Genomic DNA, 22393 nt, shown 5'->3' with positions numbered 1-22393 from the left:
CCCGGTTTTTCTTTCTCCGGAGGCTTCAGTATGACCCAGACAGAAACCGGACGTGCCCGGATCGAGGAAGCCATTGCCGCAGGATACGCGGCAGCGCAGGCGACGGGTGGCGGCAAGAACGCCGATTACATTCCCTTCCTCGCCTCCGTTCCGCCAGATCTGCTGGCTGTCGCCGTAGTCACGGCGGAGGGGCAGGTTTTCAAGACGGGCGACGCCGATTACGCCTTTGCCATTGAATCCATCTCCAAGGTGTTCACGCTGGCCCTCGTGATGGAGGCCATCGGAGCATCCGCAGTGCACGAGAAGCTGGGCGCGGACCCCACCGGCCTGCCGTTCAATTCCGTGATCGCGCTTGAGTTGCATCAGGGCAAGCCGTTGTCACCGCTGGTCAATGCGGGTGCCATCGCGGCAGCCAGCCTCGTGGCCGGAAGCGATGCCGAAAGCTGCTGGGCCAGCATTCTCGACAACCAGAGCCGCTTCGCCGGCCGCCCCATCGCCCTGAGCCCGGAGGTGAACAGTTCCGAGCAGGCTACGAACTTCCACAACCGCGCCATCGCATGGCTGCTTTACAGCGCCGGCACCTGCTACAGCGACCCGATGCGGGCCGTTGATGTTTATACGCGCCAATGCTCGACACTCGTGACCACCGTCGACCTTGCGACGATGGGCGCGACACTCGCGTCAGGCGGCGTGAACCCGGTGACGAAAGAGCGCGTCATCGCCGGCGATCATGTCGCGCCCATTCTGGCTGAGATGATGATGGAGGGCCTTTACACGTCCTCCGGAGACTGGGCGTTCAACGTTGGGCTGCCGGCAAAAAGCGGCGTCGGCGGCGGCATTCTCGCTGTCGTGCCGGGCAAGCTCGCCATAGCCGCTTTCGCGCCGCCGCTGGATGACGCCGGCAACAGCGTTCGCGGGCAGGTAGCGGTTGCGAAGGTGGCCGAAATTCTCGGCTATAACCTGTTCCGGCCGTAGAGAGCAGTACGTCGCGCCGCAGGCGAGCATCAACACGCTCACCTGCGGTGCAAATGACCTTCGACAATGTTCATGTTATCGCCGGAGCGCGCTCTCCGTGCGGGACAGCCCGAAGTGATCGCGCAACGTATCGCCACGATATTCGGTGCGGAAAATGCCCTTGCGCTGAAGCAGCGGTACGACATGGTCGACGAAGACCTCAAGACCGTCAGGCAGAACATCCGGCATGAGATTAAAGCCGTCGGCAGCGCCGGAGAGGAACCAGGCTTCGATATCGTCGGCAAGAACTTCCGGGGTGGCAGCAATGAAACGGTGCCCGCCGCCTGTTCCAAGACGACGCAGAATCTCGCGCACAGTCAGCCCTTCGCTGCGGGCAACGGCCAGCGTCGCCTGCGCGAATGTGTGCCCACCGTCCTTCGGGATCTCGATATCGTCAGGCAACGGCTCATCATAGGAAAGGCGCGCGGGGTCGATCTGGAAGGTGCCCGCGATACGCTGCAACCCGAACTCCAGCGGGAACACGTCCCACAGCTCGTCCTCACGCCGCTTGACCTCCGCCTCCGTCGAGCCGATCAGCGTCGCGAGACCCGGCAGGAACAATGGGCCGCGAGCACGCCCCAGCGCCTTGGCGCGCGCGGTGACATCGGCGGCAAAGGCCAGCGCATCCTCCTGCGTCAGGGCGACGGAAAAGATCGCCTCCGCATGGCGCGCGGCCAGCTCACGGCCATCTTCCGAGCCGCCTGCCTGCACCAGCACCGGCCGCCCCTGCCGGGAGCGCGGCACATTCAGAGGTCCGCGCACCTGAAAATGCTTGCCTGCATGGTCAATGGCATGCACGCGACCCACATCGACAAAGCGGCCGCTGGCCTTGTCCGCAACGAGCGCCCCATCTTCCCAGCTATCCCAGAGCCGGGTGACGACATCCGCGAACTCGGCCGCCCGCTCGTAGCGCTCATGATGCGCGATGGCCGCATCGAGACCGAAATTGCGTGCGGCGCCGGGGTCCGCCGTCGTGACGATGTTCCAGCCCGCTCGCCCGTTGCTGGCGAGGTCCAGCGATCCAAACCGGCGGGCGATGTTGTACGGGTCGTTGAAGGATGTCGATGCCGTGCCGATCACGCCGATCTGGCTGGTATGCGCGGCCACGGTGGCAAGAATGATTGTGGGTTCCAACGCCGGATACGGACGATATTCCGGCCGCTCGGCAAAGGATGGCACGTCCGCCAGAAAAACCGCATCCAGCTTGCCGCGCTCGGCGATTTGCGCGGTGCGGACATAATGCCCGACATCGATGAAAGCATTCGGATCGCTCTGCGGCACGCGCCACGCGCCGACGTGAAAGCCCGAGTGCAGGATATTGATATTGAGATGCAGCTCGCGCTCGCTCATGCTCGCTATTCCCTATTTTTCGATGACAGCATCCCTGTTTTTCATTGAAACGGGGGAGCGCCGTCTATTGTCGATACAGCGCGTTTGTCACGCGGAGAGGCTTCCGTTTTCACCGGGGAGGCCCTCGCGTCGCCAAATCAATGGGCGGAAACGGCCGTTTTCTGTTCGTCAGTCGGAACGCCAACGCCGGGCCGCGTCGTGTCGATGATGCCAGTCACCGCGTATTGTCCGACGTTGCGGTCGTGGTAGACGCGCGGATTGTGTGATGAGATCGTGCGCGCGTTCCGCCAGTGGCGGTCAAGGCCATGAGAGCGTTTCGCGGCGGAAGCGCCAAGCGCGTCGAACAGGATTGTCGTCGCCTCAAGCACAAGATCGGTGACCACCGTCACGGATTGGCTGACCTCAAGCTCGGACAGATCCTGCACGAACTTGCGCCCCTCTTCATCCAGGCTGTCGTCGAAAGCGGCGTCATGCGCTCGCTGCAATGCCCCGGCAGCCTGAAGCACGATCGCCGCCGTCGTGTACGCGATAGAGCGCACGCGGCCAACAACTTGCAGGATCTGCGGGTCGGTTGCGGCGGAAAGGCCGTTTCCGCGCGCATAAACCCGCTTGCGTGAGGCGACATGCTCAGCGAGATCAATGGCGGCAGAGCGGGCGATGCCCGCGAGCGTCGCCAGATGAACGAGCTGGTAAAAACCCGTTGCATAGGCGAAGCGCACCTGCGACGAGCGCACTGACGATGGATCGAGCGCAACATTGTCCAACCGGGTCGTGCCGCTGGCCGTCAGGCGCTGGCCGAAACCATCCCAATCGTCGATGATGGCGACGCCCGCCGCGCCGGCAGGCACCAAAGTTAACCTCACGTCGCCGTTTTCATCAACTGCCGACGCATGCACCCAATCTGCGAACAGCGAGCCGGTGGTGTAGTATTTCTCGCCGTCGATGACCCATTGGCCATCGCGCTGGCGCAGCGTTGTCGACTGGCTTCCCAGAGGATTGGCGCCCGCTTCAGAATAGCCGCTGCCAACAGTCTGGCCCGCTGCAATCCGGTCGATCCACAACTGACGCCATGCCTCATCGTCGCTGTGGAACACGTCCTCGGTGAAACCGAAATGGGCGCGCAGAGCGTTGGTGACATTGGGGTCTGCCACGGAGAGTTCTATCAGAAGAGCAAAAAGCTCGGGCAATGTCGCCCCCTGCCCGCCCAGCTCCGGCGCGAGACGCAGCTTGGTGAAATCCGCAGCGCGCAGCCAGCCGATCTCCTCGGCGGGCAAGGTATGGTCGAGATCGCGGGCGATGGCCTGCTCACGGATACGGGCGAAGATCGGCCGGAACGGCGCTGCGAGCGCGTCGTAACGTTGACTGGGTCCAGCGCCCCATCCCTGCTGAAAATTCGTCATGAAATCTTTCCAGACCCCTCAATGATTCTGCCCGAGAGCGGATTGCCCGGCTCTCACGCCCGACTTGCAATGCAGTCACCGCCGACCAGTGCAGGCCGATGAATGCACCTCCTGTGCAAGGGGTAAAGGTTGGAATATCTAATGTCAATTAATAATATGTAATTAGTATATTAATAGCGAAGGGGCCATCCACTCTTGGCCTTCGCGTGATAAAATCATTAATTGCCAATGTGTTATAATCGGCGCAGCCAAAGGCAGACATTCGGGAGGCAGCATAATTGCCAGCCTCCGATCACTGAAAGGCGCTCATCGAACATGTGCGTCCGCCGAGGTTCCGGCGGACGCGCTTATGGTGGCCAGTGCCTTTACGAAGCAGATTTTGCCTTGATATTACCGAGGTGCCCGCCGCCGCCGAACACATGCTTTTCGCCGAAGGCAGACCGCAACGGCTTGTAAGGCAGCGTGATGCCGATTTCCGGAAACAGCAGTTCCGCGACGCGATAGGCTTCCTCCAGATGGGGGTAGCCGGATGCGATAACCGTGTCGATGCCCAGTGCCTGATATTCCCGCAGGCGCGCGGCAACGGTCTGCGGCGAGCCCACGAGAGCCGTCCCGGCACCCGAACGCACAAGCCCGATTCCGGCCCAGAGATTGGGCGAAACTTCCAGCTTCCGCCGGTCGCCGTTGTGCAGCGCCACCATGCGCGCCTGCCCCACGGAATCCGAGCGGGTGCGGAAATTCTCCTGTGCCGCGGCGATGGTGTCGTCCGACAGACGGGAAATCAGCCGATCCGCCGCTTCCCATGCTTCGTCATCCGTTTCACGCACGATGAAATGCAGGCGGATGCCGAACGTCACTTCACGTCCCTGCGCTGCTGCGGCGGCGCGAACACGGCTGATTTTCTCCCCAACCTGCTCAGGCGTCTCGCCCCACGTCAGGTATTTGTCGACAAGCCCGGCAGAGAAATCGATGGCGGCGTCGGATGAACCGCCGAAATAAATCGGCGGACGCGGCTCCTGAACGGGGGGCAGCGTGAGAGTAGCGTTGTGAGCCTTGATATACTGGCCATCGAAATCGGCATGCCCCGTCTCGATCAGGCTGTTGAAGACCTGAAAGAACTCATCCGCATGGGCATAGCGCTCGTCATGTGGAAGAAAAATGCCGTCGCCCGCCAGTTCCGAAGCACTGCCGCCGACCACGATGTTCAGCAACAACCGGCCATTCGACACACGGTCAAGGGTCGAGGCAAGCCGGGCATAATAGGCGGGCGATGCCGTACCGGGGCGGATTGCGACGAGAAACTTCAGCCTTTCGGTACTGGCGGCAAGGTTGGCCGCCAATATGAACGCTTCCTCGCAAGCTGCCCCGGTTGGGATCAGCACGCCGGAATACCCCAACCGATCCGACGCCTGTGCGATTTCGCGAAAGTAACCCGGATCGGCCGGGCGGTTCAATGCATCGGAACCCAGATAGCTTCCATCACCGGACGAGGGAATGAACCATAGAAAATCAAGCGGTTTGTCGGTTTTTGTCATAACAAGTGTCCTGTATTTCAAAACGATGCCGGAGCGCCGCCAGTAGCGGAGCCATCCGTGATCGATGAATCCTATGTTCTCTGATCCGCAGCAGCGTTTTCCGTCGCGGGGCTTTCCCTGGCGGCGAGCGTCTTGATCAGGTGCGCAATATCCAGCGCATGCTCGCTCACCTGCGGCATTCCCATCAGTTCGCCGAAAGTGCCGCGCGCCAGGGGGCCGGCAATCAGCAGCCCCTTCACAGGCAAATGATCTGCGCCGATAGCATATGACTGGTCGTCACACGCAAGGCCGAGGCCTGTTGCGCATAAGGTCAGATAACCCGCGTCACGCAGGCCGCTGAGGAAAGGCTGCGATTCCAGAATTCCGCCGTGGGCCGGGCCAGTGGTGACAATGACCTTATCGACTGTTTTTTCGATGGTTTCGCCATCCCGGCGCGACTTCAGGGCAATATGAATACCATCTGCATCGGCACGCGCGCCGCGCAGGCTGGCGGCGATGACATCGAGACGCCCCTCGGCAATCGCCCGTTCAAGCACCTGCTCCACCTGCGGAGCGATACGGAACCGATGCACGTCCCAATAGGGCCGCACGTGCCGCACAATCCGCCGGCGCTCTGCAACCGGCAGAAGACGCCATAAGGCCTGCCCCTGTCGGCGCACCGCATCGAGCACCGCGTGCCAGCCGATCCCCTGCGCGTCAGCCTCCCGCAGCGACACGCGGACGCGATGCAGCAACTGCGAAGCGGTTTCCGGCGGCGGAGAGGTGAAATCCGCTTCGAACTCCTGCGGCACGGGCGCATGCCCGCGCGAACGCAGGCCGCGCCTTGATATGGACAGGATCGGACCGCGATGACCTTGCCGGTTGAGCGTGGCGATCACATCAGCAGCGGTAAGGCCATTTCCGACGACCAATACGCGGTCTTCGGCGTGAACGGCCGTAAGCGCCTCGGGGCCGGTATCCCCGGCAATCAAACCCGCATGCCCTGCAAGCGGCGCAAGCGCGCGGGGCAAGCCGGCGTCAGGATGGCTTACGGCAAGCACGACGATATCGGCCGGAAGGCTCTCCGCGCCGTCGCTTTCCACACGCCAGCCCGCCCCATCGCGAGCGACTGCGGTGACTGCGGCCTGCCGATGTTCAATCGCGCCAGACGCAAGATAAGGCTCTATTTCGTGCGCGACATAATCGCCAAAAACACGTCGTCGCGGGAAAAGCAGCCCCGCTGCGTTACGTGCATCGGGATCGTTGGCGGGCGTTATCCTGTCTTCGGCATAGCGCAGGAAACTGGTAGGGTCATCCGGATACATGCTCATGTTACCGGCGGGGACATTGATCCGGTGGGTCGGCTCACGTGTGCTGTAGGCCAGCCCACCACCCAGCTGCGGCCGAGGCTCGAAAACGACAATCCTGGGCCGCCCAGGCCCCGCCCAGCCCGCGGCAAGATGCAGAGCAACCGCAGCGCCGGTGAAACCTCCGCCGACAATGGCAATCGTCGGTTTGTCGCCTGCCTCAGCCATAAGCGAAATCTCCTAACACCTTCTCAAGCAAACCCTACGCCGTCTCGGACGGAAAAAGGCGCGTCAACCAAAGCTATAGTTCCCCGGCTATCATTGAAACCCGGAAAATAGAGAGCCGCGACTGCGCTGCCATCATTTCCGCTTGTTGAGAAACAGCGCCAGCCTGTCGCCGAACAACTGGATCAGCATGACCAGCGCCACCAGAAGAACGATGACGGTCACCATGACCTGCGTGTCGAAGCGCTGATAACCATAACGGTAGGCAAGGTCGCCAAGACCGCCCGCTCCGATAGCGCCAGCCACAGCAGAGGCGTTGATCATCGCCACCACCGCAATGGTGAACCCGGCAACGATACCCGGCCGCGCCTCCGGCAACAAAACATGCCACACGATATGCCAGCGGCTGCATCCCATGGCTTCCGCCGCCTCGACCAGACCGCGATCCACTTCTCTCAGACTGACTTCGGCAATACGGGCGAAGAAGGGGATCGTTGCAACGCTCAACGGCACAACCGCCCCCAAGACCCCATAGCTGGTGCCGACCAAAGCTCGCGTAAATGGAATGAGGGCCACCATCAGGATCAGGAACGGGATGGAGCGCACCACGTTCACGATACTTCCGAGACCTGCATTGAACCACGGGGACTCAAAGACGCCGCCCCTCGTTGTGGTCGCCAGCAGAACTGCCAGCGGCAGGCCAAGCAATAAGGAAATGACGGAAGAAATACCGATCATCAGTAGAGTGTCGATAGTCCCTTCGATCAGGCGATCATATACGATCTGGGACATAGCCAAGCTTTCTCACATCGTCCGAAAGAGATTGTACCCGTGCAAGGATATCGGCATCGGAACGCCCTCGCCTCTCGATGGCGACGAGCAGATGTCCCTGCCCATGTCCCTGAATGCGGTCGATGCCACCGAACAACAACTCAACGCCGCTGCCGAGCGCCTCCACAAGACCGGCAAGATCAGGCCCGCGCCCCTGACCTCCGGTATAATGCAGATCGAGCACCAGACGATCATCGGACGCTTGCGGCTGGTCCAGCAGCCCCTCACGCAGATCACCCGGAATGGTTTTTTGCAGCGTTCGCAGCAAGGCGCGGGTTACGTCATGTTGCGGCGCACCAAAAATGTTCCAGACCTCTCCCTCTTCCACCACGCGGCCCTGATCCAGGACAACCACGCGATGACAGATTTCGTGGATCACGCTCATTTCATGGGTGATGAGGACAATCGTCAGCCCAAGCCGGCTGTTGATATCCCGTAGCAGTGTCAGGATGGCATCGGTGCTTTCCGGGTCGAGAGCCGATGTCGCTTCGTCGCACAGCAGGATCTCCGGCCTGTGCACAAGCGCGCGGGCGATACCCACACGCTGCTTCTGGCCACCGGAAAGTTGCGCCGGATAGGCATCGCGCTTGTCCGCAAGCCCGACAAGATCAAGAAGTTCGGTAACGCGCCGTTCGATCTCGTCACGCCCGACGCCGGCAACCTTGAGCGGCAGAGCGACATTGCCGAATGCGGTTTTCGCGGACAGCAGGTTAAAGTGCTGAAAGATCATGCCGATTCGCCGACGCAACTGCATCAGGCTCGCCCCGGTGAGACTGCCGACATCTTGCCCTGCAACCTGCACGCTGCCCTCGGTTGGCAGTTCCAGACGGTTGAACGTGCGCAGCAGCGAAGATTTGCCTGCACCGCTGCGCCCGATAATGCCGAATATCTCCCCTCGCCGAATCGCAAGATCGACACCGGCGATGGCGGGGGCCTGTGCCCCCGGATATCTTTTGACAAGCCCCGAAACGAGAATGTGCGTCTTTTCTTCCGAAAAGACAGACATCAATCTTTCTCCCACAGGCGGAAGTAGAGGTCGCCGTATTGGTCGTCGAGAACCTTCCGCACGGCAGGGGATGTCTGGTAGATCTTCACAAATTCGGCAATTCGCGGATTATCGCGACCTTCCGGGCGGATCACGAACTTGATGCCATAGCCTCTGGTTTCGCTCTCAGGCTCCCAGAACAACGCGGAAGCGGGATCGATAACGCCGGAAGCCAGCAGGAAGTGAGTATAACCGTGCGCCAGATCCACCTCGTCAAGCGACAGGGGTAATTGATGGAAGTCGACTTCTATAATCTTGAGGTTTTTGGGATTGGCAGCGATATCGGCGGTCGTTGCCCGCAAGTCTGCCTCCGGCTTCAGCTCGATCAGCCCGGCCTTCTCAAGCAAGCGCAGCCCGCGTCCGAAGTTGACGGGATCGCCGGCGAGGGCAACGCGCGCACCATCCGGCAACGCATCCAGACTCTTGTGCTTCTTTGAATAAAGCCCTGTCTTGTTGACGATGCCATCGGCGAACGGAACAATGTAGAGATTCCGCGCCTGTTTGACGGTGTCGAGGAAGTAGCCGTGCTGGAAGTAGTTCGCATCGATTTCTCCGCTGGCGAGCGCGGTATTCGGGGAAACCGGGTCCGTGTATTCGATTACCTTAACGTCGAGGCCAGCCTTCTTGGCTTCCGCCGCGGCCGTCAGGATCGGGTCGGCAAAAGCTGCATTGGTTCCGACGATCAGCGTCTCCGCCACGGCAGCAGCACCAACGCCTGAAACGGCCAAGGCAATAACCCCCGCCAATAACACACGATTGAAGCGACGAATTTTATGCGAATTGAACATAGACAACCCCAGATACTGTCGAAAAATGGAAGGGAATCGGCAAAATAAAACCGTTTAAACACCAAAAACTAGGTGAAACTACCCATTTACTTCCTGTAAAGCACAAGAAATACAAATAACAATTGCGTTGCTATTTATATTTTATGCCTTCTACTATCAGGATGATTCATCGCACGGATTATGATGTCAGGCATCTCATAAGTCAATAAAATCTACAAAATTAATCCACTATTGCCTGCCTGCATGTGAATTCTCCAGGAGCCAAGCCTTTTCGGCTTGCGGAGCGCCAAGTTCTACAGATAATTTAGAGCGTCATATACATGATATCGAGATCAACATTATAATGTAAATTTACATTTATTCCTGATTTAGAAATATATATTCCATAAAAAATAAAGTATGCACCATTCATGATCATGGACAATTTCGCCGGCTATACAGACTATAAAGCTGAACGACACTCCATGACAGCCATCTTGCCATGCAAGTCGCTAACGGATACAGCGAAGGGATAGTTATCTCGCCAAAGATCGCCGGATATGGGAAACTGGTTTCTTTCTCCTGTCCAGTCAGGTGGCAACAATGACGACAAGGTTTTGAAGCATGACCTACCTGAAACTCCGGCGATGGATGTTCGATATCCTTGAACGCGACACCACCGGGGACCGGCTGGCTGATGCGGTGTATTACTTCCTCGTCAGCGTCATCATAGTCAGTGTGCTGGTTGCGGTGCTCGCCACCATGCCGTCACTGCAATTGCACGACAGCGTCTGGGTAAACACTCTGGAGCGTTTTGCGCTTATCGTTTTCGTCGTCGAATATATTGCCCGGCTATGGGTCGCGCCGGAGAATCCGCTTCATTCCCAACTGCCGGCGTGGAAGTCTCGCCTGCTTTATATGATAACTTTCGCAGGCATCATCGACCTGATCGCGATCCTGCCGTTCGTATTGGGATATTTTTTCGACATCAGCTTGCAGACCTTGCTGGTCGTGCGGTTGCTGCGCTTCTTCAAGCTGGCGCGCTATTCGTCCGGATTCAGTGCGCTTTATCTCGCTATCCGGCACGAGCGCTACGCGCTGATGGCCTGCCTGCTTATTCTGTGCGCGTCCGTTCTGCTCACCGCGACGGCGGCCTATCTGGCAGAACGGTCGCTTCAGCCGGAAAAGTTCGGCTCCATTCCACTGGCGATGTGGTGGTCCATCACCACGCTGACCACAGTGGGATATGGCGACGTCGTGCCGCAAACCGATATAGGCCGCATGGTCGGCGCGTTGACCATGGTGACCGGCGTGATCATGCTGGCGCTGCCCATCGCAATTATCTCATCGTCGTTTTCCACGCTGATCCAGCGGCATGACTTCGTCGTCACCTTCCCGATGATTTCGCGTCTGCCGCTGTTCAACAACATCGGCTCGCAAGTGCTGATCGAACTGATGCAGGTCGTCAACTCGCGCGGCATCGTCCGGGGGCAGGCCATCGTGTTGCCGGGCCAGACCTTTCACAACGCCTACATCGTGCTGGACGGATTGCTACAGGCGGCCACCGCCACTGGCCCCGTCACCATTGGCCCCGGCGATATCTTCGGCGCCGTGCCGGGCCTTGAGGACGTGGCCCCGCCGCCCGATTTTGTCCATGCCATCACCGCAGCGCGGCTGCTGTCCATCAACGAAGATGCTGTGCGCATCCTGCTGATGCACCACCCGGAATTGCGAAAGCGGTTCGCGGAAGCAACTGTGCACGCCCCGCCGGGCCGGATCGACCCCCAAACCGCCGCCGCTTCCAACGCACAGTAAAATAATAGACGCGCCTCGTAAAAGAACCGCCGCACCCTTTGGCGCGGCGGTTAATATGAGTTGCGCGGACAGAAACCGCCCTCTGGCGCTGTTGTCTTGCGAGGGCAGCAGATGGGCGCTCAATGACAGGGTTGAGCGCCCGCGTGCGGATTACGTTGCCGGTCTTGCCTGGGGAATGACGCGTTCCGTCACCGCCGCGGCTCTGGTCTGGTCGATCAAGAGCACAGCGATGGTGCCGATGAAGCCTGCGACGCCAATGGCCATGAAATTCTGCTCCAGCGGCAATTGCAAGGACACGAGAAACCCGATCAGCGACGGACCGAGGACAGCACCGAGACGGCCGATGCCGGTGGCAAAACCGATGCCGGTCGAGCGGATCTGCGTGGGATAGTCCTGCCCCGCAAAAGCATAGGCGAGCAGCTGCGTTCCCAAAGTCGACGCGCCGACGATAAAGACGATCACGAACAGCAGCTCCGTCGACCGGGCATAGCCCATCGATACAAGCGCAACGGTTCCGATGGCGTAGAAAGCCGCAAGGACATATTTGATATTGAAGCGGTCGCCCAGCCAGCCGCCGAGCAGCGCGCCGGTAATTGCCCCCACGTTGAAGACAAGCACGAAATTGAGTGACGAACCAAGGCTGTAGCCAGCAAGCGCCATGAGCTTCGTCAGCCACGAACTCAGCGAGTAGACCATGAACAGGCCCATGCCGAACGCCACCCAGATCATCAGGGTGCTCAGGCCCCTGCCCTCATGAAACAGCGAGGACACCGGCGAACTGGCGATGCGGTTCTCGGCCGAGGGGATGATCTTGAGGTTGGGGTCGAGAGGGTAATCGGGAACGAGCTTGCGCACCGTCGCCTTCCACTCTTCGTCGCGGCCCTTCTTGATGAGAAAGGCGATCGATTCCGGCATCGACCGCAGAATGAACGGGATCAGCAGGATCGGAAGCGCCGTCACATAAAAGACCGGCTCCCACCCATATGCCTCGATCAGCTGCCGGCCAACGAGCGCAACGATGACACCACCAACCGAATAGCCCGCGAAAACAAGGGTTATCATCCTGCCGCGCAGCCTTGCCGGTGCAACTTCGGCCATTTGCGCCGTGACGACGGGAACGACGCCGCCAATGCCGAGACCGGCGATGAAGCGCAGAACGCTGAATGTCACGGGGTCGTTCGCCAATCCGCTTGCCGCGGTGAACGCGCTCAAGAGCAGAATGCAGATCACGATGGTTTTGCGGCGGCCGATGCGATCGGCCAATGTCCCGAAGCTGATCGCTCCAAACATCATGCCGAACAGGGCCGAACTTGCCATGAAGCCCGCCTGCGTGGCATCGATGCCCATATCGGCCATGATCGCGGGCAGTGCGACACCGACAACGGCCAGATCATAGCCATCGAGCACCAATATGATAATGCCCCAAAACAACACCACCGCGTGATAGCGGCCGAATTTGGATCGCGCTATCAGCTCTTGCAATTCACTTTGATGCACCTGAACCTCCCATTCAGAATTATCAATTATTCCGGTCTCGGATGCGCCTTTTGTGTGTATTAGCTCTTCTGTCGGAGCAGGTTCCCACTCTCGAAAAGCGAGGCCGTGCGGGGATTGTCCGACCGGATTCGCTTCTCGACATCATCCGTTGCGCGAGGATCGATGTTAGGATGAGTTGCTATGGCAAACGGTGACCTGTCTGAACAAATTTTGCCGTCGGATTTACCAGTCGGCGCACGGCGTGCCGATCGCAGAACGGTGGCGGCCTGCTTCGTGGAGGAGGCGCTTGCGCCCGTCCGGCGCATGGGCGCGCCCATCGAACCGCTTTTGGAGGCTGCCGGCATTGCGTTGCAGGACGGTGCATTGTGGAAGGATGGCGAGCCGATTTCCGCCGAATCCTACGGACGCCTGTGGCTGCAAATCGCTCGCCTGACGCAGGACGAGTTCTTCGGGCTCGGCGCGCGGCCGATGCGGCCGGGAAGCTTCGCGCTTATGGGCCATTGTGTTCTTCACACCAAAACGTTGGAGCAGGCGCTGCGCCGCGCGCTGCGCTTTCTGCGCGTGGTGCTTGACGATCCGTATGGCAGGCTGCTCGTGCGGGATGGCGTGGCGGAAATCGTGCTCGCAGACACAGACGAGCCTCACTCCGCCTTCGCATGCCGCACGTTCTGGCTGATCCTGCTGGGGCTGTGCTGCTGGATCGCAGGCCGGCGGATCGCCCTTCGGTTCGTGGACTTCCGATGCGCCGCGCCGGAGGGCAACGCCGAGTATCAGTTATTGTTCGGCGCGTCGGTGCGCTTCGGACAGGCTCACGACCGCGTAGCCTTCGACGCCTCTTACCTCACGCTTGCGAATACGCGGACCGAGCGGATGCTGAAGGCATTCCTGAAAGATGCGCCGGCAAACATCCTCGTCCGCTATCGGTATGACGGCAGCGTTGTCGGTAAGGTGCGCGCGAAGTTGAAGGAAATGCATCCGAACGTCTGGCCCAACCTCGACCAGATGGCTCGCTCATTCCGGGTTTCGCCTTCCACTCTGCGCCAACAATTGCGGCAGGACGGGCAGAGTTTTCAGGAGATCCGTGACGAGTTGCGCCGCGATCTGGCCATGAAGCAACTCGCCTCCAGCAGCGACAGCATCAGCAAGATCGCCGCCGATCTGGGCTTTGCCGAACCCAGCGCATTCTACCGCGCCTTCCGCAAATGGACCGGGGAAAGCCCAGGCACCTTCCGCAGCCGTACCGCGACCACCGCGTGACAGTGATTTTGCATGGCGGCAGGGAGGCATATCCCTGCCGATTTGGTCACTCCAGCCGCAGGCCGGCTTTATTCGATATCAACCGCGTTATTCCATATTGTCGAGGCTGCGGCCTCTTGTCTCGACACGGAAACTCCAGGTGATGATCGCGCCTAACAGGGAGGTGACGATCAGGATGGTGAACAGCCACGACATGCCGATGTGCTGCAACAGGATCGGGAACAGAAACGCCGTCGTCACTGCGCCGATCTTGGCAAAACCCGCGGCAAAGCCCGCGCCTCGCGCACGGATATGCACCGGGAACACCTCGCCCGCCAGCAGATAAGTCTGTGCGTTCGGGCCCATGTTCGTCATGAAGTTGAACAGCATGAAGCCGACGAAGATCAGCGTCATCTGCGTGCCGCCGGTGTAGCCGGTGGAGAGGGCGGCGATGAACAACCCCAGCGCGCAGCCGATGAAGCCGACGATCTGGAGCCAGATGCGCCCCACCCGATCAGCCAGCAACACAGCGGCGATGATGCCGAAGATGAACAGAATATCCAGCAGCGCCGAGCCTTTGGCGGCATAGATATCACTGGCCACGAGGTCCGCGACGTTCCGATGGTGCGCCGTTGCAACGCCGACCGTGGCGGCCAGAATAGTCGGCGTGAAGATGCCGATGCCATAGGTGCCAAGGTCCTGCAGCAGCCAGGGGACGCTGGCGAAAATCGTCGACCGCAGATTGCGGCCCTTGAAGAGATCGGCGTAACTGCCCTTATGCTTGACGGCCTTCTCTTGCGGGAGTTTCAGCTTGACGGCCGTGGGATATTGCGGATGGCGCTTCAGCAGGCGGACGAGTTGCTTCTCAGCCTTTTCTTCCCTGCCGTGCGCCAGCAGCCATGACGGACTTTCCGTTACCTTGAAGCGAGCCAGAAACACCACCAAAGCGGGGATGATGACGACGGCATACATGTAACGCCACGCCCAGACCTCGGGAACGATGCTCAGGATCAGGAAGCCCACGACCGCGCCTAGCAACGCGCCGATGGCCTGAAAACCGAAGGCGGACAGCACCATGCTGCCGCGATTTCTGGAGGGAATAGCCTCGGAGATGACAAGATGGCCGGTGGGATAATCGCACCCCAGCATCAGCCCCACGCCGAACAGCGCGATGAGCAGCCAGACGAAATTGGGACTTATCGACAGCAGCACCAGGAAAAGAACAAGCACGCCCATCTCGGCGATAAACACGGGTTTGCGCCCGAAATGATCGGACAGGCCACCCAGAAAAAGGGCACCGATCAGAATACCGAACAACGTCGCCGCGCCAAGCAAGCCGTGCTGCAAGGCCGACAAGCCAAATTCATTGGAAATGAGGGGCATGGCAACGCCCGTCATGAAGACGATCAAACCTTCGAAAAACTTGGCTGATGCAGCAAGGAACCAGATCGTCCATTGCATGCCGGTCAGCGAGGCGGAAGCAGTTGGCGTGCCTTCCTTCCAGAACGGCGTTTCGTCGATATAACTTTGAGCCGAACGGCCTTGTGAATCAACGGCATCGGCATTTGATGCACCGACATCTGAAGATATATTGCCCGAGAGCGCCATGCTTTGATATCCTGTATTCGGAACGTATTTTCGGTGCATACAGCGCGCATATGAAACTGGAATGAAACACGAAATCACAATGGACTTCAGCATGTGATATATATATTTATTTGAATTGAGTAGATAATCCGAACAACCATTTCGAAATATTATATATAATGATATAAAAAGAACCTGCATTAACAGTTTGCGCCAGATCTGATACATCCCCGCATGACAACGAGCAAATTGGTTTGGTTGTTCATCTCCATTTTCCAAAAATTGGATGATTGGATAGTCAAGACAGTGAAACAATCACGCCGTAACCTTCACCGGCAAAACGTAATCGGCATTTTTGCCCGGTGGTGTGGCCAGCAATCAGATGGAGCGTCCCCCCGTGCCCACAGAGGCGAAAACACCCGATCAACCGGAAGCGCCTAAGCAGCATCCGGCAGATGGAAAACCGGCAGCAGGCCCGCAAAACGCAGGCAAGGAGCAGCAGGAGCGAAGCCCGCAACAGCCGCGCGGCCCGTTCATGCAATATGTGTTTAACGTTGTCGCACCTGCCCGCTTCAGCATATTCAGCCTGGTACTGCTTCTCGCAAGCATGGCGGCCATTCCTTTTCTGGATTGGCGACGCGGCATCCTGATCGGCTTCGATATCGCCGCATTGATTTTCATTATCTTATGCTGGCCGCTGTTTTACCAAACCTCGGAAGAAATGCATCACGAGGCCAAGTCCAATGACGCCAATCGCATTGGCTTGCTGGTCATCACGGCAGTCGTAACCGGGGCGATATTCATCGTCGTCGCCAGCGTGCTGATGGAGCAGAGCACTCCGGATTTGATCTCCACGCTCCTCATCGTCGCAACACTTATATTATCCTGGTCTTTCAGCAGTCTCGTTTATGCCATCCATTACGCGCATATGTATTATTCATCATCCAAAAATGCCGCGAGGCGTGGCGGATTGCAGTTCCCGTTGGCGGATAATCCCGATTACGTCGATTTCTGCTATTTCGCCATCGGCCTCAGCATGGCGTTCCAGACATCGGACGTGCAGATCACCAGCCGCCGCTTCCGCATCGTCACGACTTTTCATTGTATGGCAGGCTTCGCCTTCAACATCGGCGTCATCGCTTTTGCGATCAACGTTCTGGCAGGCTGACGCGGCAGTCGTCTTACATTTTGCAGATCGAGGCTTACATAAACACGGCGCAGCATACGAGAGGATCAGGATCAGGATCATGACAAAACGCAAGGCCGTATTCCCCGCAGAGCGTCATGCCCTTTATGAGGCACATGGATACTCGGCGGCAATTCACTCCGGCGATCTACTGTTCGTATCCGGACAGGTCGGCAGCCGCGCGGATGGCTCTCCCGAACCCGATTTCGCGAAGCAGGTGCGGCTGGCCTTCGCCAATCTGAAAGCGACGCTCGCTGCGGGAGGATGCAGTTTTGACGATATCGTCGACGTGACAACCTTCCACACCGATCCTGAAAACCAGTTTGAAACCATCATGAGCGTGAAGAAAGAGATCTTCCCGCAACCGCCCTACCCCAACTGGACGGCGATCGGCGTCAACTGGCTTGCAGGTTTCGATTTCGAAATCAAGGTCATCGCCCGCATTCCTGACAACGCCTGACAGGCGCTGTTCGGACCTTACCGCAGCGGGAAGCCCAAAGCGCGGGCAACTTCCGCCAGACGGTCCCGGCCCTTGAGGGCGGCCGCTTGCCCGAGGCGGGAGAGAACCTGCTGCGACCAGAGAGGGTGGCTCAGGCCCTGCCCCTGCCAGAACGCCTCGAACACCTTGTCATAAGTTTCAACCGCCGCTGGCTGGTGCGAGGCATCGTAAGTTTCGCGGTGCAGAACCGCAGCTTGGGGAAGCCGTGGTTTGACGAATGCCGGCTTTTGCGGATCCGGATAGCCGATAGCGAGGCCGAAAACCGGGAACACGGACGGCGGCAGCTTGAGGCGTTCGGAAACCTGCTGTGGGTGGTTACGGATAGCGCCGACATAAACCGCGCCAAGCCCGAGCGATTCCAGCGCGACAACCGCGTTCTGCGCGGCGAGCGCCGCATCGACGACGCCTAACACGAAAGACTCGAGATACTCCGTCCCCTCAACGGCTGCGCCGTGGGCCTTGCCAAGCGCATGCACACGCGACAGATCCGCAAGCCAGATCAGAAACAGCGGCGCTTGCCGGATAAAATCCTGATCGCCGGCAAGGGTCGCCAGTTCCGCCTTGTGCGATGGTTCCTCGACCGCAACAACGCTCCAGACCTGCAGGTTGGATGATGTCGATGCCGATTGCGCTGCCGCGACAAGCGTTTCGAGCAGATTTTTCGGTAGTGCATCAGCAGTGAAAGCGCGCACCGAGCGGTGGCTCAACAACCGGCCGATCACGGCATTCGACAGAATATCCTCCGGCTGTGCCTCGCCATAGCGATCAGCGAGCAGCGACGCCACTTCGTCCGCCGGCAGTTGTTGATCCGTTGCGAAAGCATCCGTCGTCATGGCAAGCCTCGTTCTCTCAAGCAGTTTGCGGGCAACCAGAATTCAAATATTGCAGCGTTATGTCAATATAAATTCTATATTTTTGATATATTTTTTATAACGCAAGCTTTCCGTGCTTTCCTACCGGCAAAACGGCAATCATATTTCAATTGTACCTTGGCATATATAATCCAGATACGGTCAGATTCGGAGGCGAAGGTGGAATATTACGGATATGTTCTGTTAAAATTCATCATCGGATTTGTCATCATCATTACCCATATGAACATATCCGGAAAGACCCAGTTGTCGCAGATGACACCGATAGACTTTATCGGCAATTTTGTTCTGGGTGGCATCATCGGCGGCGTTATATACAGCGATTCCGTTCCTCTCTATCAGTATATATCCGTGCTTTTGATTGGTGTGGTGCTGATATCGCTGCTGAATTTCATCAGCAAGAACCTCGCCGCCTTCCGGATTTTCACCATCGGGGAGCCCATTCCGATCATCAAGAACGGAAAATTCCTGATGGACAACATTCTCCAAAGGAAGGGCAAGATCGATATCCTGAACGTCGCCTCGCAGATGCATCTTCAAGGCATCCACTCCTTTCAAGAAATCTACTATGCCCAGATCGAGCCGAACGGACAACTCACGGCTGTCTGCGGGCGCTCGCGTATTCCCTCCGTCATCGTGGTGAAGAACGGCAACATCATCGCCAACGAATTGTCCGCCGTCGATCTCACGGAAGACGACGTGCAAAAGGCGCTTGCCGATCTGAACATCAAGCCGGAGGATGTTTTCATCGGCGAGTTCTGGGACGGCGGCCTGAGCTTCGTCCTCAACAGCGGCGAGGTCGTGAAACAGCAACCCGCCGACTGATGAAATCACCGACCGGGCCCTTATCCGATTTGCACGCCCGTCAAGCCGACAACGATTGCCAGAACCAGAGCGGACAGCACCAGCGCCCGGACGCCTGATGCAACACGCGGCAGGCTCCACGCGCGCGAGGGCAATGGCTGGCCACGAGATGCTACCATTGCACGTCCCCCTTCTGCCCGACCAGAAGCCTGTCACGAGTGCGGAACAGCAGCGTGGTCAACGATGAGAACAGCACAGCCATGACCAGCAGACCGCCGAACATGTGTCCGTAGGCAGCCCATCCCTGAGACCAGTCGAGGTAATAGCCGAGGCCGGACTTGACGCCGACCATCTCGGCGACGACCAACACGGATATCGCGCTGCCCAGGGCCATGAAAAGGCCCACGAAGACATGCGGCAGCGATCCCGGAATAGCGATTTTCAGCAGCAGGAAACGCTCGCGCGCTCCAAGCGTTCGCGCAACGTCATAATAGCTGCTGTCAATGCTCGACACCCCAGACCAGGTCAGGACCGCGACCGGAAACCATGTCGCGAGCGCGACAAGAAAAACGCTGGCGCTGAAACTGGTCGGGAACAGAAAAAGCGCAATCGGAATCAATGCCGTGGCAGGAATAGGCCCGATCAGCCGCAGAACGGGATTGGTCCAGTATCCCACCCGGCTGGTCCAGCCGGTGGCAAGGCCGGTGACGAACCCTGCAAGCCCGCCGATCACCACGCCCGTAACCAGAAGCAGCAGCGATGAGCCGATGCTGTCCAGCAGCCGCTTGTAATCGGTGATATAGGCATCCAGCACCCCTTGCGGCGGTGGAATATACGGCTGTGGCCACAGGCCGATCTTGGCGGAAGCAATCTGCCATACCGACAGGACTGCGGCGAGCCCCGCCAGCCGAGGCGCATTGACACCGAACCACCGCCCGACCTTGCCAAGACGTGGATAAACTCCATAAGCAACGACAAACAACGACGCGATAATCCATTGCGCCACGGCCAGATCGGACGTGCGTGCAAACTGCTGGATGTTAGGCCACAGCAGCGTCACCGCTCCGGCCAGCACCCAGGCGCCTGCCGCAACCAGCAGACTGCGCGGCGGGCGCAGTGCAATGTCACGGCCGCGCGTCGAGATGCCTTGCTCGGGCGTGGCCGGAGCACCGCCGCCGACGGCTGCATGCGCCCCGGAAAATACCGTCTGATCGCTCACTGTTTCACCCATATGCTGCCATGCCACACCGGCAGGAGGGATCGGGAAAGCGGCCCCGGCCGAACACCGGCGCCGCTTATCTGCGCTATTCAGGCGCGGGGCTTAGCTCAGCACGTCTGCGGTGATGCGACGGGCAAAAGCCTGCGGATCGGTCCGCCGGCGCACGATGCCCACCGTCTTCAGCTCTTCCGTGTAGGTTTCAAGCTGGCCACGGAATTTGTCGTCGACCGGCAAATTGGCATGGTGGGTATGCGAGCGAATGATTTCCGCCAGTGTCTGACGATCGACAGGCGAGTAGTTGGTGAAGAGTTCAGCCGCCTCATCCGGGTTTTCATGCGTCCACTGCGCCGCATCCAGCAGCGCGCGCGTGACGGCTGCGGCATCCTGCCGGCGGGCCTCGATGAACTCCTTGCGGATGCCGATGGCGCAGCATGCCAGATCGGCATATTCGCCGCTGTGAAGACCGCCAATCTCGGTCAGGCCGCCTTTGCTGTTCTTGAGAATGAGGTAGATCGCAGGGTCCGCGTCAATCGAGGCGTGAACCTCGCCCTTGTTGATCGCCTCACCAAGAAGATCCGTGGGATAGACCTTCCACTCAACCTCGGTCTGCGGGTCGATACCGGCCTTGTAAAGCTGAACCGACAGGAACTGCTTGCCGGGGCTGTCGATTGAACGCACGCCGATTGCCTTGCCCTTCAACGAGGCGTAGTCGACTTCCTCCGAACCCGAGCGCGCGAGCAGACGAATGCACCCGCCGTGCACCGCACCCGTGAACTGCACGTTCACGCCCTGCTCCAGCGGCTTGATGTATTGCAGGATGAAGTTGACGTAGACATCGATCTTGCCCGACGACACGGCCTCGACGCCCGCGGCGAAGTTGGAGCCGAAGTTCACGAACTCGACGTTGGCGCCGTGTTTCTCGAAAAAGCCCTTGTCCCGCGCGACCGGGATCGAAATCAGACAGATGCCGGTGCCCGTCCACCCCACCTTGATGGGGTCCGATGACTGGGCAAAGGACGGCACGGACAACAGGCCGCCCGCAAAGGAAGCGCCAACGGCCAGCGCCGATGCACCGAGCATGGCGCGACGCGAAAGCAGCGGCGATTTCAGGAAGGGGTCCGACATTTCTGGTTTCTCCTGTCGACTAAGCTTGGAAACGCGTTGCTGCGTTGCGTGGAGTTTTCGTATTATCAAGGGGTTGGATACTTGCGATTTCCGGGCCAAGGCCGCTGTGCGTTACCATTTCACCAGCCCCTTCTGCCAGGACAGCAGCCGGTCGCGGACGCGGAACAGCAGCGTGATGGAGCCCGAGCACAACAAGGCCAGCAGGATAAGCGCGGCATAGACATTGGCGTATGAGGCCCAGCCCTGCGACCACTGGATGTAAAAGCCAACCCCCGCCTTGACGCCCACGAGTTCAGCCACCGTCAGGGCGGTGAAAGCCGCGCCGAGCGCCATGAACAGACCGACGAACACGTTTGGCAAAGCCGCCGGGATGGAGACTTTGAAAATGAGGCCGAGCGGTTTCATCCCGAGGGTGCGGGCGACGTCATAATAGGCAGTGTTGACGTTGGCCACGCCAGACCATGTCAGCACCGCAACCGGAAACCCCGCCGCGAGCGCAATCAGAAAAATGCTGGCGCTCCAGCTCGACGGGAAAGCGAAAAACACGATGGGCAGCAGGGATGTTGCCGGCAGCGGCCCGATGAAGCGCAGCACGGGATGAACCCAATAACCGGCGGCAGTCGACCATCCAATCGAAACACCAATCAGAAATCCGACTGCCGAGCCAATGCCGAATCCGACGACCAGCAGCTTGAACGACGCCAGGAAGTGGGTCGCAAGTTCATCGTATTCAAACGTATAAACCTCGATGATGCCCTGCGCCGGCGGAAAGAACGGCTGCGGCAGCCATCCGAATTTTGCGGAAGCAAGCTGCCATAAAATCTGGATCAGCCCCAGCACAAGCAGCCACGGCCCGGCATGCGCGATCCACGCACCGACACGCGGCAACCAACGGCCAGAGACGGAAAGGCCGATGAACAGAACGCCTGCGAGGCCCGCCGCAATGGCGTAGTTCTCGGTCTCCAGCCAGTCACCGATATCGTCGAGCGCCACCGTTGTAATCGCGGCCACAAGCCAAGAAAGGCCGGCGGCGATGCCGGTCAGCGTTTCGACCTTGCCAGATCCCGCCAGCACCGCAGTCGGTGCGGGCTGCAACATTG

General features: G+C 59.2%; 20 protein-coding genes. 6 read left to right on the top strand and 14 right to left on the bottom strand.

Annotated features, from left to right (window positions below; translation table 11 throughout):
- The first annotated feature begins 30 nt into the window (after window positions 1–30).
- Window positions 31–975, top strand: a complete 945-nt coding sequence (gene glsA, locus FHS81_RS03255; RefSeq protein ID WP_183750565.1) for a glutaminase A — start codon at window positions 31–33, stop codon at window positions 973–975.
- Between the two features lie 75 nt (window positions 976–1050).
- Here the strand turns inward: glsA and FHS81_RS03250 are convergent, their stop codons facing one another.
- The 7 genes from FHS81_RS03250 to FHS81_RS03220 form a co-directional block, all read right to left on the bottom strand.
- The gene (locus FHS81_RS03250; protein WP_183750564.1) at window positions 1051–2364 is read right to left on the bottom strand and encodes an LLM class flavin-dependent oxidoreductase; all 1314 of its coding nucleotides are present in this window, start codon (window positions 2362–2364) and stop codon (window positions 1051–1053) included.
- Window positions 2365–2501: 137 nt separating this feature from the next.
- Complete coding sequence (locus FHS81_RS03245; RefSeq protein WP_183750563.1) at window positions 2502–3764, bottom strand: acyl-CoA dehydrogenase family protein; 1263 nt, start codon at window positions 3762–3764, stop codon at window positions 2502–2504.
- A 365-nt stretch (window positions 3765–4129) separates the two neighbouring features.
- Window positions 4130–5299: an FMNH2-dependent alkanesulfonate monooxygenase gene (ssuD, locus tag FHS81_RS03240; protein ID WP_183750562.1), complete on the bottom strand. Its 1170-nt coding sequence runs from the start codon at window positions 5297–5299 to the stop codon at window positions 4130–4132.
- Between the two features lie 71 nt (window positions 5300–5370).
- The gene (locus FHS81_RS03235) at window positions 5371–6813 is read right to left on the bottom strand and encodes an FAD/NAD(P)-binding protein (RefSeq protein ID WP_183750561.1); all 1443 of its coding nucleotides are present in this window, start codon (window positions 6811–6813) and stop codon (window positions 5371–5373) included.
- A 132-nt stretch (window positions 6814–6945) separates the two neighbouring features.
- A complete protein-coding gene (locus tag FHS81_RS03230) occupies window positions 6946–7602 on the bottom strand; it encodes a methionine ABC transporter permease (RefSeq protein ID WP_210281508.1) in 657 nt (218 codons plus the stop codon).
- A complete protein-coding gene (locus FHS81_RS03225; RefSeq protein WP_183750560.1) occupies window positions 7583–8647 on the bottom strand; it encodes a methionine ABC transporter ATP-binding protein in 1065 nt (354 codons plus the stop codon). The genes FHS81_RS03230 and FHS81_RS03225 overlap by 20 nt, the downstream gene beginning before the upstream one ends.
- Window positions 8647–9414, bottom strand: a complete 768-nt coding sequence (locus FHS81_RS03220; protein ID WP_246374445.1) for a MetQ/NlpA family ABC transporter substrate-binding protein — start codon at window positions 9412–9414, stop codon at window positions 8647–8649. Before FHS81_RS03220 ends, FHS81_RS03225 begins: the two co-directional genes overlap by 1 nt.
- A gap of 663 nt (window positions 9415–10077) precedes the next feature.
- Here FHS81_RS03220 and FHS81_RS03215 point away from each other — a divergent pair.
- On the top strand, window positions 10078–11268 hold the full coding sequence (locus FHS81_RS03215) for a cyclic nucleotide-gated ion channel (protein ID WP_183750558.1): 1191 nt from the start codon (window positions 10078–10080) through the stop codon (window positions 11266–11268).
- A gap of 150 nt (window positions 11269–11418) precedes the next feature.
- Here the strand turns inward: FHS81_RS03215 and FHS81_RS03210 are convergent, their stop codons facing one another.
- Entirely contained in the window at window positions 11419–12765 is a 1347-nt protein-coding gene (locus FHS81_RS03210; RefSeq protein ID WP_183750557.1) for an MFS transporter, read from the bottom strand.
- Window positions 12766–12945: 180 nt separating this feature from the next.
- On the opposite strand from FHS81_RS03210, the gene FHS81_RS03205 reads away from it, so the two are divergent.
- A complete protein-coding gene (locus FHS81_RS03205) occupies window positions 12946–14022 on the top strand; it encodes an AraC family transcriptional regulator (protein WP_183750556.1) in 1077 nt (358 codons plus the stop codon).
- 87 nt (window positions 14023–14109) lie between these two features.
- Here the strand turns inward: FHS81_RS03205 and FHS81_RS03200 are convergent, their stop codons facing one another.
- Window positions 14110–15609, bottom strand: a complete 1500-nt coding sequence (locus tag FHS81_RS03200) for an MFS transporter (RefSeq protein ID WP_183750555.1) — start codon at window positions 15607–15609, stop codon at window positions 14110–14112.
- Between the two features lie 361 nt (window positions 15610–15970).
- Between FHS81_RS03200 and FHS81_RS03195 the strand changes: the two genes are divergently transcribed.
- Together FHS81_RS03195 and FHS81_RS03190 are read left to right on the top strand one after the other, a co-directional pair.
- Window positions 15971–16756: a DUF1345 domain-containing protein gene (locus FHS81_RS03195; RefSeq protein ID WP_210281507.1), complete on the top strand. Its 786-nt coding sequence runs from the start codon at window positions 15971–15973 to the stop codon at window positions 16754–16756.
- A gap of 79 nt (window positions 16757–16835) precedes the next feature.
- On the top strand, window positions 16836–17234 hold the full coding sequence (locus FHS81_RS03190; protein ID WP_183750554.1) for a RidA family protein: 399 nt from the start codon (window positions 16836–16838) through the stop codon (window positions 17232–17234).
- Window positions 17235–17251: 17 nt separating this feature from the next.
- Here FHS81_RS03190 and FHS81_RS03185 read toward each other — a convergent pair whose 3' ends face one another.
- Window positions 17252–18106 carry an NADPH-dependent oxidoreductase gene (locus tag FHS81_RS03185; protein WP_183750553.1) on the bottom strand — a complete coding sequence of 285 codons (855 nt, stop codon included), beginning with the start codon at window positions 18104–18106 and terminating at the stop codon, window positions 17252–17254.
- 198 nt (window positions 18107–18304) lie between these two features.
- Between FHS81_RS03185 and FHS81_RS03180 the strand changes: the two genes are divergently transcribed.
- Complete coding sequence (locus tag FHS81_RS03180) at window positions 18305–18970, top strand: YetF domain-containing protein (protein ID WP_183750552.1); 666 nt, start codon at window positions 18305–18307, stop codon at window positions 18968–18970.
- 20 nt (window positions 18971–18990) lie between these two features.
- Here the strand turns inward: FHS81_RS03180 and FHS81_RS03175 are convergent, their stop codons facing one another.
- The 4 genes from FHS81_RS03175 to FHS81_RS03160 all read right to left on the bottom strand — a co-directional run bounded on the left by FHS81_RS03175 (window position 18991) and on the right by FHS81_RS03160 (window position 22391).
- A complete protein-coding gene (locus tag FHS81_RS03175) occupies window positions 18991–19128 on the bottom strand; it encodes a hypothetical protein (RefSeq protein WP_183750551.1) in 138 nt (45 codons plus the stop codon).
- Window positions 19122–20168 carry an ABC transporter permease gene (locus FHS81_RS03170; RefSeq protein WP_343052402.1) on the bottom strand — a complete coding sequence of 349 codons (1047 nt, stop codon included), beginning with the start codon at window positions 20166–20168 and terminating at the stop codon, window positions 19122–19124. The genes FHS81_RS03175 and FHS81_RS03170 overlap by 7 nt, the downstream gene beginning before the upstream one ends.
- A gap of 102 nt (window positions 20169–20270) precedes the next feature.
- Window positions 20271–21293 carry an ABC transporter substrate-binding protein gene (locus FHS81_RS03165; protein WP_183750549.1) on the bottom strand — a complete coding sequence of 341 codons (1023 nt, stop codon included), beginning with the start codon at window positions 21291–21293 and terminating at the stop codon, window positions 20271–20273.
- Between the two features lie 111 nt (window positions 21294–21404).
- Window positions 21405–22391: an ABC transporter permease gene (locus tag FHS81_RS03160; RefSeq protein ID WP_246374706.1), complete on the bottom strand. Its 987-nt coding sequence runs from the start codon at window positions 22389–22391 to the stop codon at window positions 21405–21407.
- Window positions 22392–22393: the final 2 nt, after the last annotated feature.

The sequence above is a fragment of the Pseudochelatococcus contaminans genome (assembly GCF_014195635.1).
GTDB classification, from domain to species: Bacteria; Pseudomonadota; Alphaproteobacteria; order Rhizobiales; family Beijerinckiaceae; genus Pseudochelatococcus; species Pseudochelatococcus contaminans.
Note: the sequence above shows the minus strand (reverse complement) of the source record. Positions and strands in the feature narration are given on the sequence as shown.

Coding starts and splice junctions, on each gene's coding strand:
- glsA (WP_183750565.1), top strand. CDS start 31: ATGACCCAGACAGAAACCGGACGTGCCCGGATCGAGGAAGCCATTGCC.
- FHS81_RS03250 (WP_183750564.1), bottom strand. CDS start 2,364: ATGAGCGAGCGCGAGCTGCATCTCAATATCAATATCCTGCACTCGGGC.
- FHS81_RS03245 (WP_183750563.1), bottom strand. CDS start 3,764: ATGACGAATTTTCAGCAGGGATGGGGCGCTGGACCCAGTCAACGTTAC.
- ssuD (WP_183750562.1), bottom strand. CDS start 5,299: ATGACAAAAACCGACAAACCGCTTGATTTTCTATGGTTCATTCCCTCG.
- FHS81_RS03235 (WP_183750561.1), bottom strand. CDS start 6,813: ATGGCTGAGGCAGGCGACAAACCGACGATTGCCATTGTCGGCGGAGGT.
- FHS81_RS03230 (WP_210281508.1), bottom strand. CDS start 7,602: ATGTCCCAGATCGTATATGATCGCCTGATCGAAGGGACTATCGACACT.
- FHS81_RS03225 (WP_183750560.1), bottom strand. CDS start 8,647: ATGTCTGTCTTTTCGGAAGAAAAGACGCACATTCTCGTTTCGGGGCTT.
- FHS81_RS03215 (WP_183750558.1), top strand. CDS start 10,078: ATGACCTACCTGAAACTCCGGCGATGGATGTTCGATATCCTTGAACGC.
- FHS81_RS03205 (WP_183750556.1), top strand. CDS start 12,946: ATGGCAAACGGTGACCTGTCTGAACAAATTTTGCCGTCGGATTTACCA.
- FHS81_RS03200 (WP_183750555.1), bottom strand. CDS start 15,609: ATGGCGCTCTCGGGCAATATATCTTCAGATGTCGGTGCATCAAATGCC.
- FHS81_RS03195 (WP_210281507.1), top strand. CDS start 15,971: ATGGAGCGTCCCCCCGTGCCCACAGAGGCGAAAACACCCGATCAACCG.
- FHS81_RS03190 (WP_183750554.1), top strand. CDS start 16,836: ATGACAAAACGCAAGGCCGTATTCCCCGCAGAGCGTCATGCCCTTTAT.
- FHS81_RS03185 (WP_183750553.1), bottom strand. CDS start 18,106: ATGACGACGGATGCTTTCGCAACGGATCAACAACTGCCGGCGGACGAA.
- FHS81_RS03175 (WP_183750551.1), bottom strand. CDS start 19,128: ATGGTAGCATCTCGTGGCCAGCCATTGCCCTCGCGCGCGTGGAGCCTG.
- FHS81_RS03165 (WP_183750549.1), bottom strand. CDS start 21,293: ATGTCGGACCCCTTCCTGAAATCGCCGCTGCTTTCGCGTCGCGCCATG.
- FHS81_RS03160 (WP_246374706.1), bottom strand. CDS start 22,391: ATGTTGCAGCCCGCACCGACTGCGGTGCTGGCGGGATCTGGCAAGGTC.